Origin of the sequence: Anaerosalibacter massiliensis (assembly GCF_024623155.1) — a bacterium.
In the GTDB taxonomy this organism is placed as follows: Bacteria; Bacillota; Clostridia; order Tissierellales; family Sporanaerobacteraceae; genus Anaerosalibacter; species Anaerosalibacter massiliensis.
On sequence record NZ_JANJZL010000019.1, the window covers coordinates 21,980 to 35,984 of the forward strand.

Annotated in this window: 25 protein-coding genes; 3 read left to right on the forward strand and 22 right to left on the reverse strand. The window is 29.8% G+C overall.

Annotation, left to right across the window (positions count from 1 at the left end; genetic code table 11):
- Window positions 1-50: 50 nt before the first annotated feature.
- From NSA23_RS15480 to NSA23_RS15585, 22 genes are all read right to left on the reverse strand, one after another.
- Window positions 51-674, reverse strand: a complete 624-nt coding sequence (locus NSA23_RS15480; RefSeq protein ID WP_050069660.1) for a DNA cytosine methyltransferase — start codon at window positions 672-674, stop codon at window positions 51-53.
- Between the two features lie 251 nt (window positions 675-925).
- Entirely contained in the window at window positions 926-1,366 is a 441-nt protein-coding gene (locus NSA23_RS15485; RefSeq protein WP_042678502.1) for a hypothetical protein, read from the reverse strand.
- 14 nt (window positions 1,367-1,380) lie between these two features.
- A complete protein-coding gene (locus NSA23_RS15490) occupies window positions 1,381-1,737 on the reverse strand; it encodes a DUF3797 domain-containing protein (RefSeq protein WP_042678501.1) in 357 nt (118 codons plus the stop codon).
- Complete coding sequence (locus NSA23_RS15495; RefSeq protein ID WP_042678499.1) at window positions 1,734-2,915, reverse strand: sigma-70 family RNA polymerase sigma factor; 1,182 nt, start codon at window positions 2,913-2,915, stop codon at window positions 1,734-1,736. The genes NSA23_RS15490 and NSA23_RS15495 overlap by 4 nt, the downstream gene beginning before the upstream one ends.
- The gene (locus NSA23_RS15500; RefSeq protein WP_042678498.1) at window positions 2,912-3,142 is read right to left on the reverse strand and encodes a hypothetical protein; all 231 of its coding nucleotides are present in this window, start codon (window positions 3,140-3,142) and stop codon (window positions 2,912-2,914) included. Before NSA23_RS15500 ends, NSA23_RS15495 begins: the two co-directional genes overlap by 4 nt.
- The gene (locus tag NSA23_RS15505; RefSeq protein ID WP_187116608.1) at window positions 3,139-3,300 is read right to left on the reverse strand and encodes a hypothetical protein; all 162 of its coding nucleotides are present in this window, start codon (window positions 3,298-3,300) and stop codon (window positions 3,139-3,141) included. Before NSA23_RS15505 ends, NSA23_RS15500 begins: the two co-directional genes overlap by 4 nt.
- Window positions 3,290-3,475 carry a hypothetical protein gene (locus tag NSA23_RS15510; protein WP_042678497.1) on the reverse strand — a complete coding sequence of 62 codons (186 nt, stop codon included), beginning with the start codon at window positions 3,473-3,475 and terminating at the stop codon, window positions 3,290-3,292. Before NSA23_RS15510 ends, NSA23_RS15505 begins: the two co-directional genes overlap by 11 nt.
- Window positions 3,435-3,749: a VRR-NUC domain-containing protein gene (locus NSA23_RS15515; RefSeq protein ID WP_042678496.1), complete on the reverse strand. Its 315-nt coding sequence runs from the start codon at window positions 3,747-3,749 to the stop codon at window positions 3,435-3,437. Before NSA23_RS15515 ends, NSA23_RS15510 begins: the two co-directional genes overlap by 41 nt.
- Entirely contained in the window at window positions 3,746-3,904 is a 159-nt protein-coding gene (locus tag NSA23_RS15520) for a hypothetical protein (RefSeq protein ID WP_187116607.1), read from the reverse strand. The genes NSA23_RS15515 and NSA23_RS15520 overlap by 4 nt, the downstream gene beginning before the upstream one ends.
- A 219-nt stretch (window positions 3,905-4,123) precedes the next feature.
- Window positions 4,124-6,379: a phage/plasmid primase, P4 family gene (locus tag NSA23_RS15525; RefSeq protein ID WP_042678495.1), complete on the reverse strand. Its 2,256-nt coding sequence runs from the start codon at window positions 6,377-6,379 to the stop codon at window positions 4,124-4,126.
- Window positions 6,380-6,420: 41 nt separating this feature from the next.
- Window positions 6,421-6,909 carry a DUF669 domain-containing protein gene (locus tag NSA23_RS15530; protein WP_042678494.1) on the reverse strand — a complete coding sequence of 163 codons (489 nt, stop codon included), beginning with the start codon at window positions 6,907-6,909 and terminating at the stop codon, window positions 6,421-6,423.
- Window positions 6,910-7,236: a hypothetical protein gene (locus NSA23_RS15535; RefSeq protein ID WP_257490746.1), complete on the reverse strand. Its 327-nt coding sequence runs from the start codon at window positions 7,234-7,236 to the stop codon at window positions 6,910-6,912.
- Window positions 7,237-7,251: 15 nt separating this feature from the next.
- A complete protein-coding gene (locus NSA23_RS15540; protein WP_257490753.1) occupies window positions 7,252-8,589 on the reverse strand; it encodes a DEAD/DEAH box helicase in 1,338 nt (445 codons plus the stop codon).
- On the reverse strand, window positions 8,543-9,262 hold the full coding sequence (locus NSA23_RS15545; RefSeq protein ID WP_257490747.1) for an AAA family ATPase: 720 nt from the start codon (window positions 9,260-9,262) through the stop codon (window positions 8,543-8,545). Before NSA23_RS15545 ends, NSA23_RS15540 begins: the two co-directional genes overlap by 47 nt.
- Before the next feature lie 2 nt (window positions 9,263-9,264).
- Window positions 9,265-9,525 (reverse strand): hypothetical protein, encoded by a 261-nt coding sequence (locus NSA23_RS15550; protein WP_257490748.1) that lies wholly within the window; start codon window positions 9,523-9,525, stop codon window positions 9,265-9,267.
- A gap of 3 nt (window positions 9,526-9,528) precedes the next feature.
- The gene (locus NSA23_RS15555) at window positions 9,529-10,029 is read right to left on the reverse strand and encodes a host-nuclease inhibitor Gam family protein (protein WP_257490749.1); all 501 of its coding nucleotides are present in this window, start codon (window positions 10,027-10,029) and stop codon (window positions 9,529-9,531) included.
- Complete coding sequence (locus tag NSA23_RS15560; protein ID WP_257490750.1) at window positions 10,007-10,183, reverse strand: hypothetical protein; 177 nt, start codon at window positions 10,181-10,183, stop codon at window positions 10,007-10,009. The genes NSA23_RS15555 and NSA23_RS15560 overlap by 23 nt, the downstream gene beginning before the upstream one ends.
- Before the next feature lie 49 nt (window positions 10,184-10,232).
- The gene (locus NSA23_RS15565) at window positions 10,233-10,394 is read right to left on the reverse strand and encodes a hypothetical protein (protein ID WP_257490751.1); all 162 of its coding nucleotides are present in this window, start codon (window positions 10,392-10,394) and stop codon (window positions 10,233-10,235) included.
- 13 nt (window positions 10,395-10,407) lie between these two features.
- Window positions 10,408-10,761 (reverse strand): hypothetical protein, encoded by a 354-nt coding sequence (locus tag NSA23_RS15570; protein ID WP_257490752.1) that lies wholly within the window; start codon window positions 10,759-10,761, stop codon window positions 10,408-10,410.
- Window positions 10,762-10,763: 2 nt separating this feature from the next.
- Window positions 10,764-10,958 carry a hypothetical protein gene (locus NSA23_RS15575; protein ID WP_042678489.1) on the reverse strand — a complete coding sequence of 65 codons (195 nt, stop codon included), beginning with the start codon at window positions 10,956-10,958 and terminating at the stop codon, window positions 10,764-10,766.
- Complete coding sequence (locus NSA23_RS15580; RefSeq protein WP_187116604.1) at window positions 10,951-11,121, reverse strand: hypothetical protein; 171 nt, start codon at window positions 11,119-11,121, stop codon at window positions 10,951-10,953. Before NSA23_RS15580 ends, NSA23_RS15575 begins: the two co-directional genes overlap by 8 nt.
- Before the next feature lie 26 nt (window positions 11,122-11,147).
- Window positions 11,148-11,357 (reverse strand): helix-turn-helix transcriptional regulator, encoded by a 210-nt coding sequence (locus NSA23_RS15585; protein ID WP_042678488.1) that lies wholly within the window; start codon window positions 11,355-11,357, stop codon window positions 11,148-11,150.
- Between the two features lie 194 nt (window positions 11,358-11,551).
- On the opposite strand from NSA23_RS15585, the gene NSA23_RS15590 reads away from it, so the two are divergent.
- From NSA23_RS15590 to NSA23_RS15600, 3 genes are all read left to right on the forward strand, one after another.
- Window positions 11,552-11,881: a helix-turn-helix domain-containing protein gene (locus NSA23_RS15590; protein WP_042678487.1), complete on the forward strand. Its 330-nt coding sequence runs from the start codon at window positions 11,552-11,554 to the stop codon at window positions 11,879-11,881.
- 24 nt (window positions 11,882-11,905) lie between these two features.
- A complete protein-coding gene (locus NSA23_RS15595) occupies window positions 11,906-12,367 on the forward strand; it encodes an ImmA/IrrE family metallo-endopeptidase (RefSeq protein ID WP_042678486.1) in 462 nt (153 codons plus the stop codon).
- 150 nt (window positions 12,368-12,517) lie between these two features.
- Window positions 12,518-14,005: recombinase family protein (locus tag NSA23_RS15600; RefSeq protein WP_042678485.1), on the forward strand; the 1,488-nt coding region annotated here is incomplete at its 3' end.

The window sequence follows — 14,005 nt, forward strand, 5'->3', positions numbered from 1 at the left end:
TTAACTATATTAATCTATTGCATGAAAAAAGAGCCTTTGTTTAAAGACTCTTAATCTATAAATAATTCTCTATAAATGTCTTCTAATACATTTACTACTATACTATTTCCGGCCATCTTGTACATCTGACTATCTGTTCTATCTTTGCCTTTATAAAATTCTTGTTCTAATGCTCTTTTTGCTTTCCAATAATCTTCATCACTAAATCCTGTTGCTCTCCAAAACTCCAATGGAGTTAAATGTCTTACTTTACATTCAACTATCTTGGTTGGATTCGTTGTTGTTAATGTTGGACTTACACCATCTTTTGAAAATACTCTATTATTCATTTTAAATCTATTTGGATTTTTAATATCTCCAACTTTTAGTAATCCATATTTGCTTATTTGTTTAGTGTTTAACCTTCCTTCATCTCCGCCTTTTCCTTTGCCAGACAAAGAAAAATCTTGACATGGACTACCATGAGTCAATAAGTCAAAATCTTTTAGTTGATCTGTATCTATTTTAGTAACATCTTGCAGGTTATAACTTTCACTTATATCATGAATCGCACTATAAGCATGACTTGCATATTTATCAATTTCACAATAATTAACTATTTTATAGTTAACACCTGCTTTTTTTAATGCTTTTTCAAAGGCTCCTATTCCACTAAATAAACTTAAAACTAACATACTTAACATCTCCTTTTATGATATTGGGTTAATATGCACACCGCCCATCACATCAAAAAAGAAGTAATAAAAAGTCCCACCCTTGAATTAGTGAGACTTTTAATATGAATTCTTATTAATTTTTTTACATTTTCACTTACTATCATATTAGCATATCTGTTTCGGATTAAACGGATTAATAGTAAAAAGATTTAAAATAAAAATAATTTCTAATAAATCTACCTATTCATCCATTATCATATTTACAAATCTTATTTGCCTAAATTCTCCAAATATTTATCATGTACCACTTTCCTCGGATAACTTTCATCATGTTTTCCGATTCTGTAAGCTATCTGTAACCAAGGTAAATTTTCAATATATCTATATTTAAATACTCTTCTAGTTAATGAGTCTGGTATATTACTTATAAACTGTTCTATTTGTATTTTTAATTCCTCACATTTATTTTTCCTCTTCACTAAAATATCTTTCTTTTTTAAAATTTTACAATTTCTTTCTTCTTCCTCTACAATGTTATATCCTTCAAGAGTAAAATTTCTTGGTTGATAAGGGAAATAAGGATTGGACCCTCTCACACTATCTATTTCATGTTTAGGTTCTGTATCTTCAAGTTTTTTTATCTCTCTTTTTAAATCCTTTATTTCCTCTAGTAAGCTATTGTATTGTTTTAAAAGTTCTTTCCCTGCCATATTTAAATAACCTCCTATTTAAGCCATAAATCATCCAAGTAATCTACTAATATTGATAATTTTATTTCATCTAAACTATCTATATATTCATCAGTTAATTCAGTTTCATAAAATTCTTTATGTGAAGTTTTGATAAAATCTCTTAAAGTTTCATCTTCATTTACTTTTTTATCTAATTGGCTTATATTAGTTCTTTCTGTAATTTCTTTTCCATCTTCAAATACCGTTACCTTAAATCCACATTTACACCATCTAACAAATTTGTATTCATCATTATAAATCCCACCTTGTCCATTTCCGATATACTTATTTCCGCATTTAGAACAAATACCATATTTATTATTTAATTTTATTATTTTATCTACATTCATTGGCTTACCTCCCTAACTCTAATATCTAGTACCGTTGTTTTTCCTAACATAGTAAACATTGATAAAGATTTCTGCAATGCTTCAGTAAATTCTAAATCACAATTTGAAATTGGTATATCCAGGATATTTAATAAAACATTTTCTTCTTCTTTTTCTTCAATGATAATTTTTTCTTTCTCCTGGTTCTCTCTAATTTCTTTAGATTCACATAATTTTAGTCTAGTTCCACCGGAAGCATAAGGAACTTCTTCAACTTGATATCCTTCTTTCAGCATTTCCTTTAAAATCATGCCTTTTAGTCTTGTCCTATAATATGATGATATATTTATGCCTTCCTCTTTAAGTACTTTCGCTAAATTCAACTCTTCACCAGGATTATTTATAAGCCAATTACACGCTATTTTAATCTCTTTATCAAAATTCATGAATACATCCTCCTTTATTTTTAATCTTTTACAAAATTCCTGTAGATCTATTTCTCCAGAATAATATTTTTCTAAAGTTGGCCCTACTAATTTAGTTAATCTTTTTAATATTCTGCTAACTTGTGGTTGAGATACTCCTAAAATATTTGCTAAATCATTCTGTTTGTATATCCCTGATTCTACTAATTTTACTACTTGAAACTCTAAAGGTCTCAAAGCTTTTTCCAATATCTCCATTTTTTCTTTATACTTTATATCTTCAACTACAGATTCCTCTACATCAAAGTCATCTGTTAACATATCTAACATTGTTGTATTAGAACCTTCATCTTTAGGATCTCGTATAGGTGTGTCCAAATTGACCACTCCCTTACTCCTTAACCATTCTTCTATGTCTTCCTTTTTTACTCCGGTTTCTTTACAAATTGTATCTATATCTTTATTTAAAGCTTTTCCTCTATTGTATTCTGTCCCTGCCTTTTGAAGTCTTCTAGGAAGTCTAATACTATTTTTCTTATCTCTTCTAAATCTTTGTATCTTCCCCCAAATAATACTGACTGCATAGGTACTGAATTTTACTCCATGACTTTCATCAAATCTTTGACACGCTTCAATTAAAGCTTCATTTCCTACCCCTATATATTCATCTATTAAGTCAGGGTTCTTAGATATATCCACTTTAAATTTTTTATAAACTACAAAAGGGACAAGATTTAAATTTTCTTCAACCATCTTATTTATCTCTTCATTCAATACCCTACCTCCTTGATTCTATATTGGCCGGTAACAAAATCTACTTTTAGAAAACACTCCTTGTATTCTTTATTTTCAAATAAGTAATATTCATTAATTTTCTTAACTAGAATACCTTCAAATTTATTAGTCCCATTTTTATTAGGTTTACTTGCAATGTAATTAATTTTATAATTTCTTCCTATCTTTAATTTCTCATCCAATTCTTTAATTTTTCTTTGTATCATTTTAACTCACTCTTATTTATGTCTAAAGCTTTCTTACATATATTGCTACATGGCTCTATACAATCTATACAACACTTATTACATCTTCTTATCTCTGCATATTTTTTATAGCTTAATGCTTGTCTACAATACTTGCTAACTCTTTCCTTACATTTCACTATTTTCAACCTCCTCGAATAATTCACTACACTTATTTATTACTTTTAATATTTCATTTTCATATTTTAACTGTTCTTCTAAACTTGCAGTTTGGCACCATTTCTCCATATTATTAAATCTAATTAAAGCATTATTATAATTCTTCTTTAATAATTCTAATTGCTTGTTCTGCACTTCTAGCTACCCCCACAATAGCATTATTCTTTTTCATCTGTTTCAAGAAGTTATCTTGATACTTACTTGTCTTACCTTTTTCATTCTTAACCTCTATAAAAAATGCTTTTCCATCTGATTTACGTACTCCAAACAAATCTGAAAATCCCTTTGGCAATCCTGTTGCAACTACTCGTCCATCACTAGTTACAAATGTTCCAACATTAGCTCTAAAAACTATCGCATAAGGTGAAAGAGCTAGTCTAATTTCGTTTTGTATATCTTTCTCTCTCATTCCTTCACCTTCTTTAAATTTAAAAATACTTCATCATATATAGTAATGCTGTAATTTTCATTTACAACTTCTAATTTATCTCCATTAAAATTGAATTTTATTTTACACTCTGGATCCACTTGCATTAAAATATTAATTAATTCTTGTGCTGTCATTTCTCTACCTCCCAAAATGATATTTACCGTTTATTTACATACTTACTATTTTTATTGGTTTACATAATATCTATATATTATATATACTATTGTATTTTACTTACTTGTGTATAGGTGTGTATAGATTGAATAGTTATATAGTAAAGTCCCTATGGAGAAATTAAATATATAAAAGTTATAGAAAATCGGTTAAAACAATACACACCTATACACATTTTTTTAATAACCATAGCTAATTTGATAAGATTTACTATCACCATCCAATTTTAATCCTTGATAGTATATGCCATCTCTATTTCTTACTTTTTCAAACTTCAACGTTATTTCCTTACCAAATCTAGTATTTGACATTTTATACTCGTTGTTTTCGTCAGCCCAATTTGTATAAGCTTTATATAATTCACTAGCTTTTACTTCTCCTATTCCTCGCACAGTACATTGTTCTAAAAATGCACTTATAACATCCATCTCACTTTTATATTCCTTTACTGCTTCCTGAACTGCATTAGGCATTTTTAATCCTTCTCTATGCCATTTCAAAGCTCCCTCCACTGCCCAATTTAAGATTCCAGTCAATTCTTTTTTAAGCTTATATTTTAAATTTTTGTCCACTTTATCGTCTGGAATCTGAACTGTAAAGGGAATTAAATGCATCCTTCTCCATATCCCCAAATCCCTACCACGAATAATAGGTTTATGGTTAGTTGACATCCATAGTTTAAATTCTGGCTCAAATTCAAACTCTCTCCCATACAAATGTCTAGCTGTTACTGTATCTCCACCAGTTAATTGCTTTAAAAGTCCTTCATTGATCCTTGCACCTTCATTTGGCTCTACAGTAGTAACAAATCTTGCTCCTTTAAGTCTTGCTATATCACTATTAGCCCCACTTTGCCTATTCTGTATCATAACTGTTTCTGGTTGTATGTTTGTAGCATAATCTCCCATAATAGCCGCTATAATATCCAAGAAAGTAGACTTACCATTCCTTCCATTTCCATAGCAGAAAAACACACATTGCTCTTTTGTGGATCCACTCATAGAATAGCCAACTGCTTTTTGAATGTAATGAATTAATTCTGTATCATTATCAAATATTTGATTTAAAAACTCTATCCACATAGGGCAATCAATGTTATCTGTATATTCTACATAAGACATTTTGCTTAAATATTGCTTATGGTTATGAGCATATAATTTTCCATTTTTAAGACTAACAACTCCATTCATACAATTAAAAATGTCTTTTCTTTTATCAAATTCTCCAGGTAAAATCGGCAATCTATGCTCAGATTCTTTTAACATATTAGTCTTACCTCTATTATTCCTAGTGTATTTTAGATGTTTAAAGAATTGTTTTTCTTCATCTTCATCTTTACAATAAGCAAGTTCTAATTTCATGTCCTGGATAACTTCTTCCGTTAATTTTTTTACATGTCCTACTAAATCAAACTCCCATTTCTTTCCGTTATAAAAATACCAACCTTTGTCTACATAACTATATCTAACTGTATCTTCAAACTTGTTTACAAACCTATCAGCATTTCCTGTGTCATCAAAAGGAAATTTTTTAACTTTATTGTCCAGTATAATAATCCCATAATCATCTATTCCATTTCCAGGAGTAAATACTTCTCTGCAATCCGCTATAGCTTTATTTAAAATTCCTTCTCCATAAGTTGTTTGACCTCTTTTACTATCCCATTTAGGTCTATACAATCCACTTTTTCTAAATATAGAATCCATTTTATTAAAATCTCTACTAGTCCAAAACGCCAACATATTAGCAAAAGCCAAATCCGCTTCAGATTGACTAGGATATAATCCTTCCCAAAATCCATTGTAGAGAGTGGAAAATGCTTGTCCTTGCTTTGATTTTAGAGCTATATCTATAATCTGACTTTCATCCAAATCTAAAGGTCTAGTCTCTCGTTTTGTATTTAAAGATTGATTTTGTATTCCTATATATTTGCTGTGTAGATATTTGACTGTTTCAGTACAATCAACTATTTCAATATATTCAGAAGCTATATTTCCTGTCATAGTAAAGAATCGACCATTTTCATAGAATTCAAATTGTCCTTTTCTTCTACCTCCTGGAGGAAGTTTTCCTTTGCATAAAATATGAATTCCTTTACCGGAAGGACTATATTCTGCATAACTTCCTAAAGAATGAATGAATTCTGATATTACATTGTTTTCATCACCATTTTCAAACTTTTCTATTTCATCATCCATATCATCTAAATCTATTCCAAATATTCCGTTTCCTAACATAAAACCTATTCCGCTAAAATTCTCGGATATTCTTACTGCTGTGTAAAAATCTGTCCATGTGCTAGGGTTATTTGATTGTGCATAACCGCCAGTCATAGGATTTATAGGTGTCTTAGTTATTTTTCCATTTCTTTCTTCAGCTTTCCAACAAACCCATTGATTTAATTTTTTTAATTCTTGAGGTATATTTTCATACAATTATTATCACATCCTTTGAGAGGGGAAATAAATCCCCTCTATTAAAATGGGCAGTCATCATCATCTACTGGATGAAATCCTGGAATATTTATTGCATTATCTTTATTTTTAAACTGATGGTTACAAGTCTCAAATTTACTTGGCTCCCAACCCTTAACTCTAGCATTAGTTTTTCCATTATATTCTTCATGCTTTACTGTTACTCTTGCAGTTTTACCTCTAAAGTCATTTAATAATTCTTCTAAACTGTTATATCTCTTACCATTTTCAATTCTCAAAGCTTTAGCTACTGTATTTAACATACCAGCATGGTATTGATTAGTTTCTTTTGACTGCCAAATACTAGCAAATATATATTTATTTTGGTACTTTTGATCTACATCATTTCTAACTACTAAATGTAAATTAATAAACATTGTTCCACTTTTAGCGGCATCCTCAAAAGCCTTAGCGACTATAACCTCATACTCTCCTTCTTCTATTAATCCAAAATCTACTGCTTCGTCATGATTTACTTGAAAATTAAACATTTAAAATGCCTCCTTAAAATATATTTGTAAAAATAAATAATGTAATTTTTTAGACATATTTTTTATCTTATTTAATAAACTATCTTCAATTCTAAAATCATTTAAAACCTTCATTGTTAATTCATCACCAAATATAAATTGTACTTCTCCATTTATAAAATCAGTATCATCTCCTATATCTATTTTCATTTGATTTTTCTGTTCAAAATTTGGTGCAACTCTTGCTATTATTGGGAATCTTGAACTTTCAAAAGTAAATTCAAGTTCATTTTCTTCACATAAATCATTAATCTTATCAAATGTCTTGTTATACTCATCATTTAACATTGTTTAATCCTCCTTTTATTTAATAAATCCCATCATTTTACCCTGATAGTAAGCCCATCCTGGTTTATATCCTTTATTTTTTGCTAAACTATATAATTCCCCCATATTTTTACAATCCTTTGGCTCTCTATAATCTGTAGTAAAGCCATCAAATGATCCTATTTCTACTAACTCACTTTCTACCTGTTCAACCTCTTTTTCTTCTTGTCCAAATTTATGGCCACATTCGGGGCAAATTTCTGTACTTCTTTCAACTGTGTAAAAACACTCCGGACATTGTTTGACTGGATTTTCTTCCTCAACTTTGGTATTATTAGAGCCTTTTTTAGGATCTAACTTCCACTCTCTTTCCATATCTGGAGTTCCAAACCTTCCTACGTTTCCTACATGGTCAATTATTATCGCTGTTTTACCTTCCTTATATCTCATGGGTCTCATACTTTGTTGTATAAATAGTCCTAATGATTGTGTAGGTCTTAGTAAAATTGCTGTATTACAATCTGGTACGTCAAATCCTTCACTTATTAAATCAACATTACATAACACTAAAATCTTTCCTTGCCTAAAATATTCAATTACTGTCTCCCTTTCAGGCTTAGGGGTTTCTCCGTCTATATGTCTTGCTTTAATTCTTGCTTTATTAAACTGTTCTGCCATTTCCTTTGATTGTTTTATGCTAGAACAATAGCATATAGCTTGTTTACCTTCACTTAATTTCTTATAATGACTTATTACATCACCCCAAATTGCTCTACTTTGGAATAAATCTTCTATATCCTTAGCTACATACTCTCCTCTTCTAATTTTCAATTTACTTGTATCAACTATTTCAGGAGCATAGTATTTAAAGGGTGCTAAATTTCCCCATTTAATCAACTCTTGCACTGTAGGGCCTTCAACTAATACATCATTAACTTCTCCTAGTCCTCCGCCATTTAACCTAACAGGTGTAGCAGTGAAACCTACTAGTCTAGCATTAGGAAAATAATCATAAACTTTTTTATAACTTTTGGCCAAAGAATGGTGGTTTTCATCTGTAATAATTAATTTAGGTGGAATAGTCTTCTCTAATCTTCTAGCTATAGTTTGGACCATACCTACCTCTATATAGTTCATGTCAACTCCCCACCATTTTAAGGTGTCAATTGTTTGGTCCTTAAGCTCTTTTCTATGGACCAGAAACAACACTCTATTCTTTTTCTCTGCTGCTTTCCTGGCCATTTCGCTCATTATAACTGTTTTCCCACTCCCACATGGGCTTACTATACAGGGGCTTTTATATCCCTGTAAGTAAGCTTGTCTGGTTTTATTTAGTAGGTCCTTTTGATACGGTCTTAGTTCCTTCAACTCCATCACCTGCCGGAATTAATTCTGACTGTAGACATCCTTTTCTATCATCTAATTGATTTTTAGCATAAGTAGAGTTACTAGCTGTTAATATGAATCCTCTTTCTCCTTCAGGATTAATTGCAAGTCTACCTACCACATCACACAACCCTAAAACATTATTTATAATCTTATGATTAACTTGTGGAAACGATCTATTGTAATACTGCCCATTAGCATCTTGGTATGAGTCTGTATTTTCCCATGCTGTCCAAATAATATTACACCCTAAATTTTTCATATATCTTAAGCTATTAACTAATCTAAATTGCATGTACTGATAATCCCCTTGACTTGGTACACCTTTATTTTTCCCCTTACTTCCTAAATCACTTAAAATACATCTTTCTAGTTCACTTACATTGTCAATACAAACATTGTTATATTTTCCTTTATAATTTTCATATAATTCTATGATTAATTTCTCCCAGAAATCCCAGGTATTAATATTGTCTACTTGTACTATATCTATATTTTTACATCCTTTTAGTACTTTACTTGTCCTATCTACATCCAGGACCAAGGTTTTTCCTGGAAGATATTTTAAACTTGAAGTTTTCCCCATTCCTGGAGGACCGTATATAAGGTAAGTACCTTTTGAAGTCTTAATATCTGCTGCATTTGTAATTTGTAATGCCATTCTTATTCCTCCTCTTCATCATCTGGTACATTCTCTAAATATTCATCTCTGTCAATTCTTTTGATTTTTTCAACTGATACTTTTAAAAGTTTTGCAAAATCTTTTCTTATTGCCTCTCCTCTTTTTATATCTTCTTCTAAACTTGGTATCTTAGTAGCCTTATGTGCCTTAAATTCTAAAAAGCCATCTTCACCGTTAAATAAATCTGTATCAATTACTTTGTAAAAATAATGTAATGTGTAACATCTCAAATCTTCTTCCACTTTCTAACCCTCCTTAAATTCCAATACTGGATCTCTTTCTATTACTTTAATTCCTTCTACTATTTCTCCATCTTCAGTAATTACTTGTCCGTTTTTAACACTAGTAATTGCCTTTAATTCATTCCACTTAGGGGATTCTTTTATTTCTACATAATCTAGACCACTAGACTTAATCCAATTTAACAATTTGTTATTATCTCTCTTAAATTGAGGGCTAGGATATTTCTTTACAATCTCCCCAGAAGGCAATCTGTATTTTTCTTGAGTCTTAGTTTTCTTCTTAAATTTTTCATCTATAGATTCAAAATATTCTGCTAAATAAGAGTTACGTCTTTCTATCGCTGAGTTTTCCTCTTCCTCTACTTTTCTTAACTTTTCTTCTAAAACTTCTATTTTACTTCTTAGCGATTCTTTATATCTATTACTTTCAATTAAATCCTTATTAACTTTTTCAATTAACCATTCAGCGTCCTTATCATTTTTAATTTTCCAAGCTTCTTGCATTTTCATCCTCCTCTATAGCCTCTTCACATAATTCATAGAATTGTTCCTCAAGTAGTTTTAAATCTTTTTTAGCATTTTCTCCAGCTATAATCTGACTATCTAACTCTCTCATTTTTTCAAGTAAATAATACATATGTTTTCTAGTTTCATTCATTTAAATTCCCTCCTAAAATGTGATACAATACTATTAGCAATATTTTTTCTTAGAACCTATTCAGCTTGGCGGCGGTAGGTTCTTTTTCTGTAGATAGGGTTAAATGCTTACCGTCATTCACCGCAACTGCTATGTGTAACTTTTCATTAAAATATTCTGCTGATTCTACAGTCAAATCTTTAGCACTATTTTTGTAAGTTATATCTGCCATTTTTCAACACCTCCTAATTTATAAACCATTCACTGTTTAGCAATATATTTGCGACTCCAGTATCTAGATATTCAATTGCCAAATTAACTAAAATTGTGTCTAGTGTAGCATTTTTCATTTCAATGTCATAAAGGTCATTCTTGATTGTTAACAAAATATCCCTTTCGCTAATATCTATTGCCTCTAGCACTTCCATAAATGATACAGGTTCTTTTACTTCTTCGTATCCCCATTCAATGCAATTAAAAGCTTCTTGTCTAGCTTCACGTTCTATTGTTTCTTCGGATACATCATTGCTTATTCCAAATTCACCTTGGAACATTTCCCCACCTAATTGTGGGTCTAACCACCATCTAATTTTTTTCATTTCTATATAATCCCTCCAATTTTATATTTTGCTTCAATACTCATCTTTGTAAACTTGTCCAAAGTTTTTAACCTTTTCATTGCTTTTTTCTTACTAGCTTCTAATTGTTTCTTAGTTTTATAAAATCCACAACCTTCACAGTTTTTAGTTCTTAAAGCCTTACAACTGTCTCCATTGTCTGCAAAACATTTATCCATTTACTTCACTCTCCTTTTTATGTTTTAAAAATTCATCTCCTAACATTTCTATCAATGGTTTATAATATTCATCTTCATCAACTTCTTTTATTTCTTTTGCTTCTCTACTAATCACTTTATTTGTAAACCTATCTATTTTCATAGATACTAAAGCTAATTTCATATTTAAATCCCCCTTATTATTAATTTTTAGGCTGATTTTCTTTGAGTTTCAAACAAATATTCAAAGCTTAAAGTTGGGAAATATTTATTTTTTATTTTAAAAGCTTCGTCAAGAGTAAAACTATATCTACCTTTTAGCTTATCTATTATAGTTGCATATCTAACATCCAATGATTTTGCCAAATCTTTTCTAGTTATTCCTCTTCTCACCATTTCAGCCTCTAAATTTTTATACATTTTTTTCAACTCCTTTCTAATACTCAATTTCGTAGGGTGTGATTTCATTATAAACTCAATTTCGTATTTTGTCAACGGTTTTTTAAAAGAAAAATTCAATATTTCGTATTTTTTATGTTTACAAAGGAATAATAATATAGTAATATATTATATACAGATACGATTTATCGTATATTAATTAAGGAGGGTTATAGTTGAGAAGAACTGAAATATTGAAAGGATTGATAAAAGATACAAGATTAAGCTTGAAAGCTTTTAGTGAAAAAGCTGGTATCCCTTATACAACATTAAGATCAATGCTAGAAAGAGGAATAGGAAACGCTTCTGTAGACAATGTCATAAAAATATGCAAGACATTAGGAATAACAATTGAAGAATTGGAAGAGATGGCTAATGAGGATAAAAAAGAAAAGCCCAAACCTAATACAGTTGCTGCTCATTTAGATGACATAGAACTTACAGAAGAAGAACAAGAACAATTAGATGATTATATACAATTTTTATTATCTAGAAGAAAGAAATAGATTTGCAAAAGGGGGAAAATACATATGACATACGAAAAACTACTTGGAGAAATAGAAAAAGAAGGTATAGAATTTTTTGAAAATAATCATATCCTTGGAATGAAGGGGTTATATGTAGACAATACTATAACCCTTAATACTAATATAGATACTGATATAGAAAGAAAGTGTGTTTTAGCTGAAGAATTAGGGCATCACTATACCTCATATGGAAATATAGTAGATCAGTCTAAAGTAGAAAATAGGAAGCAAGAAAGAAGAGCTAGGGCATGGGCTTATGATAAATTAATAGGTATTATAGGTATAATTAATTCTTATAAATATGGATGTAGGAACAAATATGAAATGGCTGAGTACTTAAATGTTACTGAAGAATTTATAGATGATGCTTTGAAATACTATAAGGAGAAATATGGATTATTATATGAAGTTGATAATTATATAGTGTATTTTGAGCCATTAGGGGTTCTAGAAAAATTAGAATAAAAAATTATTTCTTATATAAAAAAGGGAATTAACATGAAGTTTCTCATTTTACTAATATTAGTTATTATATTAGTAAATATAAAAAGAATTAAAAAAGATAATTATAGAATTAGAATAGACATAATCTATACTTAGAAAGGAGTACTTTTAATGATAAAGGCTGCTTCATATGCTAGATTCAGTTCAGATCATCAAAGAGAAGAATCTGTGGAAGCTCAACTATATGGCAATAAAAAATATGCTATGAAAAATAATATTATAATAGTAAAAGAATATATAGACAGAGCTATGACCGGGAGAACTGATAACAGAGAAGCCTTTCAAGCAATGATGAGTGATGCAAAGAAAGGTTATTTTGATATTATCATAGTTCATAAAGTGGATAGATTTGCTCGTAACAGATATGATTCTGCTGTATATAAACATAATCTAAAAAAGCATGGCGTTAAGGTTGTGTATTCTGCTCAAACTATAGATGATTCTCCAGAAGGAGTTTTAATGGAAGGTATGTTGGAATCTTTTGCAGAATATTATTCCCTTAACTTAGGTCAAGAAGTAATGAAAGGCCTGAAAGAAAATGCTAAAAAGGCACAATTCAATGGAGGTATACCCCCACTAGGTTATGATGTAAATAAATATAAAAAATATGTAATTAATGATAAAGAATCTTATATTGTAAAAGAAATATTTGACTTATATTTATCTGGCAAAGGATATAAACAAATAGCAAATATTTTAAATTCAAAAGGCTATAAAAATAAACGTGGAAAGCCCTTTGTTTTTAATTCAATTCCTAGTATACTTAAAAATAAGAAGTATATTGGAGTCTATGAATTTAATAAAACATCAAGGTCTTATGGTGATGATGGTAAAAGAAATGTAAAGAAATACAAAGACGAAAAAGACATAATTAGGCTCGAAAATGCAATTCCTAAGATAATACCTATGGAGGTGTTTAATATGGCTCAGGAAGAACTACAAAGAAGGGCAAAAGGGAGAGGGAAATCTAAAGCTCTTAGGGATTATTTTTTATCTGGAATAACAGTGTGTGGTAAGTGTAATAGAAAAATGACTGGACACTCCCAAAGAAGAATTAAGGGCGGAGAACCATATTTTTACTATAGATGCACTGGATGTAATAATTCTATAAGATGTGAAGTTATTGAGAAAAAGGTGCTAGATGAATTGAATGAGTTAATATTTTCTGATTTAGATAGTATATTAGATAAGATACACAAATACATATTAGAAAACCAGAAAAAAACTCCAAAGGAATTAAAATATCTACAAAATGAATTGGAAAAAACTAATGAAGAAATTGAAAACATTGTTAATCTAATTGTAAAAGGAGTGGGCTCATTAGAATTAGGTAAAAAATTAGAGCAATTAGAAGAGTATAGAGAAATGATCCAGGATAGAATTAATATAGTTAATGTAAAGGCAGCTGTTCCAGAATCGGAGTTAAGAGAATGGCTTTTAAACGTTAAAAAAGACTTGGATAAAGGAACTAATTTAAAAAAGATTGTTTCTTCATTTGTTAGAGAAATAAGAATATATGAGGAAACTTATGAAATAGATTTTTTTGTAAGAGCACCACAAAGTGGTGCGAATAGTTATAGGGTCGCTCCTTCGGCACCA

What these genes read in the sequence shown, in the direction of transcription:
- NSA23_RS15535 (WP_257490746.1), bottom strand. Translation starts at nt 7,236, where the DNA reads ATGTTAAATGATGAGTATAACAAGACATTTGATAAGATTAATGATTTA.
- NSA23_RS15575 (WP_042678489.1), bottom strand. Translation starts at nt 10,958, where the DNA reads ATGGATAAATGTTTTGCAGACAATGGAGACAGTTGTAAGGCTTTAAGA.
- NSA23_RS15580 (WP_187116604.1), bottom strand. Translation starts at nt 11,121, where the DNA reads ATGAAATTAGCTTTAGTATCTATGAAAATAGATAGGTTTACAAATAAA.
- NSA23_RS15480 (WP_050069660.1), bottom strand. Translation starts at nt 674, where the DNA reads ATGTTAGTTTTAAGTTTATTTAGTGGAATAGGAGCCTTTGAAAAAGCA.
- NSA23_RS15585 (WP_042678488.1), bottom strand. Translation starts at nt 11,357, where the DNA reads ATGTATAAAAATTTAGAGGCTGAAATGGTGAGAAGAGGAATAACTAGA.
- NSA23_RS15595 (WP_042678486.1), top strand. Translation starts at nt 11,906, where the DNA reads ATGACATACGAAAAACTACTTGGAGAAATAGAAAAAGAAGGTATAGAA.
- NSA23_RS15520 (WP_187116607.1), bottom strand. Translation starts at nt 3,904, where the DNA reads ATGACAGCACAAGAATTAATTAATATTTTAATGCAAGTGGATCCAGAG.
- NSA23_RS15485 (WP_042678502.1), bottom strand. Translation starts at nt 1,366, where the DNA reads ATGGCAGGGAAAGAACTTTTAAAACAATACAATAGCTTACTAGAGGAA.
- NSA23_RS15560 (WP_257490750.1), bottom strand. Translation starts at nt 10,183, where the DNA reads ATGAATGAAACTAGAAAACATATGTATTATTTACTTGAAAAAATGAGA.
- NSA23_RS15570 (WP_257490752.1), bottom strand. Translation starts at nt 10,761, where the DNA reads ATGAAAAAAATTAGATGGTGGTTAGACCCACAATTAGGTGGGGAAATG.
- NSA23_RS15555 (WP_257490749.1), bottom strand. Translation starts at nt 10,029, where the DNA reads ATGCAAGAAGCTTGGAAAATTAAAAATGATAAGGACGCTGAATGGTTA.
- NSA23_RS15490 (WP_042678501.1), bottom strand. Translation starts at nt 1,737, where the DNA reads ATGAATGTAGATAAAATAATAAAATTAAATAATAAATATGGTATTTGT.
- NSA23_RS15545 (WP_257490747.1), bottom strand. Translation starts at nt 9,262, where the DNA reads ATGGCATTACAAATTACAAATGCAGCAGATATTAAGACTTCAAAAGGT.
- NSA23_RS15565 (WP_257490751.1), bottom strand. Translation starts at nt 10,394, where the DNA reads ATGGCAGATATAACTTACAAAAATAGTGCTAAAGATTTGACTGTAGAA.
- NSA23_RS15540 (WP_257490753.1), bottom strand. Translation starts at nt 8,589, where the DNA reads ATGGAGTTGAAGGAACTAAGACCGTATCAAAAGGACCTACTAAATAAA.
- NSA23_RS15515 (WP_042678496.1), bottom strand. Translation starts at nt 3,749, where the DNA reads ATGAGAGAGAAAGATATACAAAACGAAATTAGACTAGCTCTTTCACCT.
- NSA23_RS15500 (WP_042678498.1), bottom strand. Translation starts at nt 3,142, where the DNA reads ATGATACAAAGAAAAATTAAAGAATTGGATGAGAAATTAAAGATAGGA.
- NSA23_RS15530 (WP_042678494.1), bottom strand. Translation starts at nt 6,909, where the DNA reads ATGTTTAATTTTCAAGTAAATCATGACGAAGCAGTAGATTTTGGATTA.